The following is a 6,133-nucleotide window of genomic DNA, read 5'->3' on the forward strand; positions in this document are numbered from 1 at the left end:
GTGGGGGGGCAATCGGGGCTTGTGGTTTTAATCCGGGCGGGCCAACCCGCGGCCGCTCCCCCACGCCCCACCCCCCGGCACACCGGGTTAGCCCCGCGGGGAGACGGTCCTCGCGCTCTTTTGCGCGGGACGCAGCAGGATGGGAAGAGGGATCGATCGTTCCGCACGTGACAGACCTTTCCGTATCGCTTGAGGAGGCCGCCCGTGGTTGAGTCGCAAGCCGTGATCGTCCCACCGGCCAGGGCCGCCGTGTTCCTCGTGGTCGTGATCGCGCCGGGCCACGAGGACACGGTCCGTGACCTGCTGGAGGACGTGTCGGGCCTGCGCCGCTCGGTCGCGTTCCGCGCACCCCACGACGAACTCAGCTGTGTCGTCGGGATCGGGTCGTCGGCCTGGGACCGGCTCTTCGGTGGCCCCCGTCCGCAGGGACTCCACCCGTTCGTCGAACTGGCGGGAGAACGTCATCGGGCCCCGGCCACCGCGGGAGACCTCCTCTTCCACCTGCGAGCCCGGCGTATGGACTTGTGTTTCGAACTGGCCCGGCTGATCACGGAACGGCTGCGCGGGGCGGTCATGGTCGTCGACGAAGTCCATGCCTTCAAGTACTTCGACGAGCGGGACCTGCTCGGTTTCGTCGACGGCAGTGAGAACCCCGAAGGGCGGCTCGCGGTCGACGCGGTGTTCGTCGGCGACGAGGATCCCGACTTCACCGGGGGGAGTTATGTGGTCGTGCAGAAGTACCTGCACGACCTCACGGCGTGGAACGCCCTGTCGTCGCAGGAACAGGAGCTGGTCATCGGGCGGACGAAGCTGGCCAACGTGGAACTCTCCGACGACGCCAAGCCCGCCGACTCCCACGTGGCTCTCAACACCATCACCGACGAGGACGGCAACGAACGCAAGATCGTGCGGGAGAACATGCCGTTCGGCAACTTCTCGGAGGCCGAGTTCGGCACGTACTTCATCGGCTACGCACGTACCCCGGACGTGACCGAACAGATGCTGAGGAACATGTTCCTCGGTGACGGCCCGGACATCCACGACCGCATTCTCGACTTCTCGACCGCGGTCACCGGGTGCCTGTTCCACGTGCCGACCGCCACCTTTCTCGACGACCTTCCCGACGCTCCCGGCCCCACGGCGCCGTCGGACGGGTCGCTGGGGATCGGCAGTCTCAAAGGAGCCCGAACATGACCACGCCCGACAGCGTCACCAATCTGCACCGTGAACTCGCCCCGATCACGCCCGGCGCGTGGGACGAGATCGAGGACGAGGCACGCCGTACGTTCCGCCGCAATCTGGCCGGCCGGCGGGTCGTGGACGTCTCCGGCCCCGAAGGCCCCGAGCTCGCGGCGGTCGGCACGGGGCATCTGTCCGGCATCGAGGGACCGGCGTCCGGTGTCAACGCGCGGTTGCGTGAGGCACGGCCACTGGTCGAACTGCGCGTGCCGTTCACGGTGAGCCGCACGGCCGTCGACGACATCGACCGCGGGTCCAGGGACTCCGACTGGCAGCCGGTCAAGGACGCCGCGCGCACCATGGCGTTCGCCGAGGACGCCGCCGTCTTCAACGGCTACGGGGCCGCTCGCATCGACGGGCTGCGCGGGCGCACCTCCAACCCCGTCCTGCGGCTCCCCGCGGAACCACGCGACTTCCCGGACGCGGTCAGCAGCGCCCTCACGGCACTGCGGCTGGCCGGTGTCCAGGGCCCGTACTCCCTGCTGCTGGGCGCCGAGGCGTACACGGCCGTCACCGAGACCTCCGACCACGGCTATCCCGTCGCCAGCCATCTCGGACGCATGCTCGACGGCGAACTGATCTGGGCGCCCGCCATCGAAGGGGGCTTCCTGCTGACCACCCGGGGCGGGGACTACGAACTGCGGCTCGGCGAGGATCTCGCCGTCGGCTACACGACGCACGACGCCACCGACATCGAGCTGTACTTCCGCCAGACCCTGACCTTCCTGGTCTACACGGACGAGGCCGTGGTGGTACTCGACCCGTCAGCGGCCGCGGGCACCGGGGCCCTCTGACCCAGGGGCGGAGACCGGCGTCGCCCGGAGGTCCGGGACGCGGTCTTCGTCGGGGCCGGATCGAGGCTGATCCGGGCCGTGAGGGCGGCGCGCCCGTCCGGGCGGTGCGCTCCAGGGCCGTGGTGACCGTGTCCGTGCTGACGTGGGCCCCGTCGGGTCACTCCGGGCCGAGGGCGATCGTCCGCCGTGTGGACGCTCCCGTCTTCGGCAGCCGCACGGTCAGTACTCCGTCGCGCAGGTCGGCCCGGACGGCTTCGACGTCGACGTCACCCGGAATCCGGATCCCGTAGGAGAACGAACCGGACCGGCGGCGCAGCGCGTGGCCGCGCGTCGTCTCGTCGAGCGTTCCCTGGATGTGCAGTTCCCGCCCGTCGATCTCCACGCTCACGGAGGCCCGGGGGACGCCGGGAAGTTCCGCGCGGACTTGGTACGCGTCGCCCGAGTCCTCTTCCTCGGTCAGTGGCATCCAGTGCCGCGCGGGGCCGGCCGACGGCGACGATCGTTCGAGCACGCGGCTGACCTCGCCCCACAGGTGCTCCAGCTCAGCCACCGGGTCGTGGGCGGCCGACCAGGCGGCCCGCACCGGACTCGATCGGGTGGTGTCCGTACCTTCGCTCATCACCATGTCTCCGGTCTTCGAGGGGCCCGGACCCCGGATTCGCCGCCGTCAGCGCGCACGGCTCCGGTCCGCGGATCGATCCTCTCCGGGGTGCCGACAGCGGGCAACTCGTCGCGGTCACTCGCGTCGGCGCGTGCTCCGTGCGTGGTCTCCCCTCCCCGCGCTCGCGCCCCCTGCTCTCACGCGCCCCCCGAGCCTCCGTTCTCCGCCCCCCGCTCGCCGCGCCCCCTCTCCGGTTGCGGTGCGGTGGGCATCGCGCTTGGGTGGGAAGGACCTGTCGCAGCACCTGGACCCGCCATGCCGATGTCGTCGAGCGCTTCCGACTCGTCCGGTCCGTTCAGCGGATTCCTGGACCGGCCCCTCGGCGTGCCGTCCGCGTCATCGCCATCGGCGGTACGCGGAGTCCTGATCGCACGGATCGCACGGCTCGTCGAGGGCGCACGGGCACTCCTGGTCCATGGACAACCGGGCGGGCCCCCTGAGCACAGGGCGACGCCGCATCTCGCACCCCGACACGGACGGCGCACACGGGCGTACGGACTCGGGTGCGCACTGGAGGAGGACCGACGCATGGCACACCACCACAAATCCAACCGAGCCGTCGAGGGCAACCCGGAGGACGGCCACAGCCGGGGGCTGCCCCGTCGCCCCGACCAGGAGGACCTCGCCCAGCGGACGCAGCGCGACCGCGAGGACGTGGACCTTCGTACCCGCAAGTCACCGAGCCCGGAGGCCGATTACCAGGCCGAACGGGACGAGATCGACCGTGAGGCGGGCACGGGTGAGATCCCGACGGGCACGGCCACCCGGAAGGCACGTGCCCCCTTCCCGCCGACCCGCTACCAGGGCTGAACCCGAGCCCGCCACGGATCACTCACCCTGTCCCTCGGGGGCCCTCCCGAGGGACACCACCACCGCGGTGACCTTCCTCCCGGGCGTGTTGTAGTGCACCGGGTCTCCGGCCCGGCGGCCGAGCAGGGCACGCCCGAGAGGACTGTCGGCCGTGACCAGCGTCTGGTCCAACTCCTCGGCCACGTCGCCGATCTGGAAGGTCTCCACCGTGCCGTCGGCGAACCGCACCGTGACCGTGCTGCCCACACCGACCACATCGGTGGAGGGGCGGCCCGCGTCGGCTGCCTGGCGGAGTCGTGTGGTGATCTCCGAGATGCGGGCGTCGAGGTGTTCGAGGTCGTTGGCGCGCTGCAACTCGTCGGCCTGGTCGGCGTGGTCACCGACCGAGTCGTTGTTCCGCAGGGTCGCCGCGACCGTCTGTCGCTCCGCGCGGATGTCGGCGAGTTCTTGTTCGAGGGCGTGACGGGCGGTTTCGCTGATCGGCGCGGGTTCGCTGGTCATTCCTGCTCCTGAGGGGTGGGGCACGGGAGGATCCGAAAACCGTCCGTGGTGCCAAGGGCGCTGTGGGGCGCGCCGGTTGGGACCGCTAGGGCAAAGCCACGACCTGCGCGCCGGTCGCCGGACGGACGGGCGACGGGCCGCCGGCGGCCGGGGTGGCCGCGGGATGGCGCGGCGTCTCAGGACCGGGCTTCGGCGGCCGCTTCCTCGATGTCCTGACGGCTGTGGTCCATCAGCTCGCCCAGGTCACCGAGCTCGGGGTCCATCTCCGCGGCGCGCGGCGCGAGCTGCCGCAGACAGGCCGTCGTGGCCAGCGCGAGATCGACGGCCCTGTCCTTCTCCACGTCGCCGAGAAGTTCCTCGATCCTGAAGGCGATGCCGGCGAGTGTCTCGTCATCGGTCTCCGGTACGAGGTAGCCCTTGAGGCCCTCCGGATAGGGCGTCCGCTCGCGAAGTTCGCGCAACGCGGTGACCACGGCGGCGTCCTCGCTGTACTGGTCGAGGAGCCCCATGAGGACGTAGAGACGAGCCACCAGGCGCGGCAGACCGGGAAAGCGGTCCAGCCAGGTCATCAGCTCCCGCTGACCACCGAGATGATCCGTGATCTGCGACATGATCGAGGCGTAGCTGTTGGGCTGTGACCAGTGGAAGGGCAGCAGCCCGGCGATCTGCCGAGCGAGTTCCGCCTCGTCCTGCGCCGGGAGCTCGCCCTCGACGAAGCCGCTGACCAGCGATCGGTCGACGCCGAACCCGGCGGGTGGCGTCCGGTGCTCCGAGGTGTGTGACAAGCCGTGGCGCAGGCGCAACAGTTCGTCGCCGATCTTGCTCAGCGGCTTCTCCCGCATGGGTCCTCCCGGCCGTAGATGCTCGTCGTCCCGCGTGGGCGCTCCGGAGCCCCCGTCAACACCCTGCCGTCCGGGGCCACGCCCCGCGCGTCTGTTGGCCCATGCGGGCTAGGCGACGTTCTTGCGGGCCGGAGCGGAGCGCCCAGGGTGGGGCCGCGGCAGAGGAGGCCGAGGGTGTTCCGTCCGGCTGACGGGCGCGGTCGACCGGCACCGCATGGATGGTCCGGGTGAGTCGACGGCTTCGGATTCAGGGCGCTGACCTGGGACGAAACCGTTAGAGTTGTGACGTATGAGCACCTGGTTGCCGGTCTCCGCCATTCCCAGGCTCGCCTGCGCGGTGGTCGTCGGCGCGGTGACCGGCGCCGTCGTCGGCGTCACCGTCGACACGACGCTGGGCATTCTGGCCGGCATCGCCGCGACCGAGGCCTTCTTCGTCGTGGCGGGCTGGATCGTCCTGTGGCCGATGACCGCGAACGCGACCCGGCAGCATGCGCGCCGTGAGGACCTGCGGCCCGTCGCCGAGGAACTGGTGGTGATCGCGGCCGCGGTGTGCGGTCTGGTCGGCATCGTCGTGCTCCTCGTCGGCAACTCCGACCCCACCCATGCCGCGACGGCTCTCGCCGGCGTGTTCACGGCCTGGGCGGCACTGCACCTGATGTACGCCACCCGCTACGCCTACCTCTACTACCCGGAGTCCGCGGGCGGGATCGACTTCAACTCCGAGCAGCCACCGGCGTACAGGGACTTCCTCTACTTCAGTTACAACCTGGGAATGACCTACCAGGTCTCGGACACCAGCGTCTCCAGTCCGGCGATCCGCGCCCTGGTGCTACGGCACTGTCTCCTGTCGTACGTCTTCGGCACCAGCATTCTGGCCACCGCAATCAACCTGGTCGTCGGCATCGTCTCCCACTGATCCGGTGGCGGTGCGAGGAGACGGCGGACGCGGCGCGAATCGCCGGGTCGGGTCCCTCGTGCAATGATGGTTGGCCGAAATGCCCCGAGCGTGTCATCAGGAGGCTTTCATGTCCTCGAAGCGACGCCGCAAGAAGAAGGCCCGCCGTAAGCACGCCGCCAACCATGGGCGACGGCCCCAGTCCTGAGCCCCGAGGGACTCCCGCGGACGTTCCGGGGGAGTTCGGAGGAGCGGTGACCGGCGCGTGCCGGTCCGACGTGACGGACCCGCTCAGTCGACGACAGAGGGGGGGCCCGCACCTAGGGCACAGTACAAGGGGGAGTGGGGCATGGGGCCCGCGGACACACACCCAGACCCCCACCAGGGGGGC

The 6,133-nt window shown here is 70.4% G+C and carries 7 protein-coding genes; 4 read left to right on the plus strand and 3 right to left on the minus strand.

Features of this window, described 5'->3' with window-relative positions; genetic code table 11:
- Positions 1-204 precede the first annotated feature (204 nt).
- A complete protein-coding gene (locus ACFV2J_RS05230) occupies positions 205-1,194 on the plus strand; it encodes a Dyp-type peroxidase (protein WP_385093226.1) in 990 nt (329 codons plus the stop codon).
- Positions 1,191-2,033 (plus strand): family 1 encapsulin nanocompartment shell protein, encoded by an 843-nt coding sequence (locus ACFV2J_RS05235; protein ID WP_385093223.1) that lies wholly within the window; start codon positions 1,191-1,193, stop codon positions 2,031-2,033. Before ACFV2J_RS05230 ends, ACFV2J_RS05235 begins: the two co-directional genes overlap by 4 nt.
- Before the next feature lie 157 nt (positions 2,034-2,190).
- Here the strand turns inward: ACFV2J_RS05235 and ACFV2J_RS05240 are convergent, their stop codons facing one another.
- The gene (locus ACFV2J_RS05240; RefSeq protein WP_385093220.1) at positions 2,191-2,652 is read right to left on the minus strand and encodes an Hsp20/alpha crystallin family protein; all 462 of its coding nucleotides are present in this window, start codon (positions 2,650-2,652) and stop codon (positions 2,191-2,193) included.
- 570 nt (positions 2,653-3,222) lie between these two features.
- Between ACFV2J_RS05240 and ACFV2J_RS05245 the strand changes: the two genes are divergently transcribed.
- Positions 3,223-3,504, plus strand: a complete 282-nt coding sequence (locus tag ACFV2J_RS05245; RefSeq protein WP_385093217.1) for a hypothetical protein — start codon at positions 3,223-3,225, stop codon at positions 3,502-3,504.
- A gap of 18 nt (positions 3,505-3,522) precedes the next feature.
- On the opposite strand, the gene ACFV2J_RS05250 is transcribed toward ACFV2J_RS05245, so the two are convergent.
- Both ACFV2J_RS05250 and ACFV2J_RS05255 read right to left on the minus strand, forming a co-directional pair.
- Positions 3,523-4,005 carry a GreA/GreB family elongation factor gene (locus ACFV2J_RS05250; RefSeq protein WP_385093214.1) on the minus strand — a complete coding sequence of 161 codons (483 nt, stop codon included), beginning with the start codon at positions 4,003-4,005 and terminating at the stop codon, positions 3,523-3,525.
- A 176-nt stretch (positions 4,006-4,181) separates the two neighbouring features.
- Positions 4,182-4,847 carry a hypothetical protein gene (locus tag ACFV2J_RS05255; protein WP_385093211.1) on the minus strand — a complete coding sequence of 222 codons (666 nt, stop codon included), beginning with the start codon at positions 4,845-4,847 and terminating at the stop codon, positions 4,182-4,184.
- A gap of 289 nt (positions 4,848-5,136) precedes the next feature.
- Here ACFV2J_RS05255 and ACFV2J_RS05260 point away from each other — a divergent pair, with 289 nt between their 5' ends.
- Positions 5,137-5,763, plus strand: a complete 627-nt coding sequence (locus ACFV2J_RS05260; RefSeq protein ID WP_385093208.1) for a DUF1345 domain-containing protein — start codon at positions 5,137-5,139, stop codon at positions 5,761-5,763.
- Positions 5,764-6,133 lie beyond the last annotated feature (370 nt).

It is taken from the genome of Streptomyces sp. NPDC059668 (assembly GCF_042734135.1).
Taxonomy (GTDB): domain Bacteria; phylum Actinomycetota; class Actinomycetes; order Streptomycetales; family Streptomycetaceae; genus Streptomyces.

Excerpts from the sequence above, each read along its gene's own strand:
- ACFV2J_RS05235 (WP_385093223.1), top strand. The coding sequence starts at position 1,191 with ATGACCACGCCCGACAGCGTCACCAATCTGCACCGTGAACTCGCCCCG.
- ACFV2J_RS05240 (WP_385093220.1), bottom strand. The coding sequence starts at position 2,652 with ATGAGCGAAGGTACGGACACCACCCGATCGAGTCCGGTGCGGGCCGCC.
- ACFV2J_RS05245 (WP_385093217.1), top strand. The coding sequence starts at position 3,223 with ATGGCACACCACCACAAATCCAACCGAGCCGTCGAGGGCAACCCGGAG.
- ACFV2J_RS05250 (WP_385093214.1), bottom strand. The coding sequence starts at position 4,005 with ATGACCAGCGAACCCGCGCCGATCAGCGAAACCGCCCGTCACGCCCTC.
- ACFV2J_RS05255 (WP_385093211.1), bottom strand. The coding sequence starts at position 4,847 with ATGCGGGAGAAGCCGCTGAGCAAGATCGGCGACGAACTGTTGCGCCTG.
- ACFV2J_RS05260 (WP_385093208.1), top strand. The coding sequence starts at position 5,137 with ATGAGCACCTGGTTGCCGGTCTCCGCCATTCCCAGGCTCGCCTGCGCG.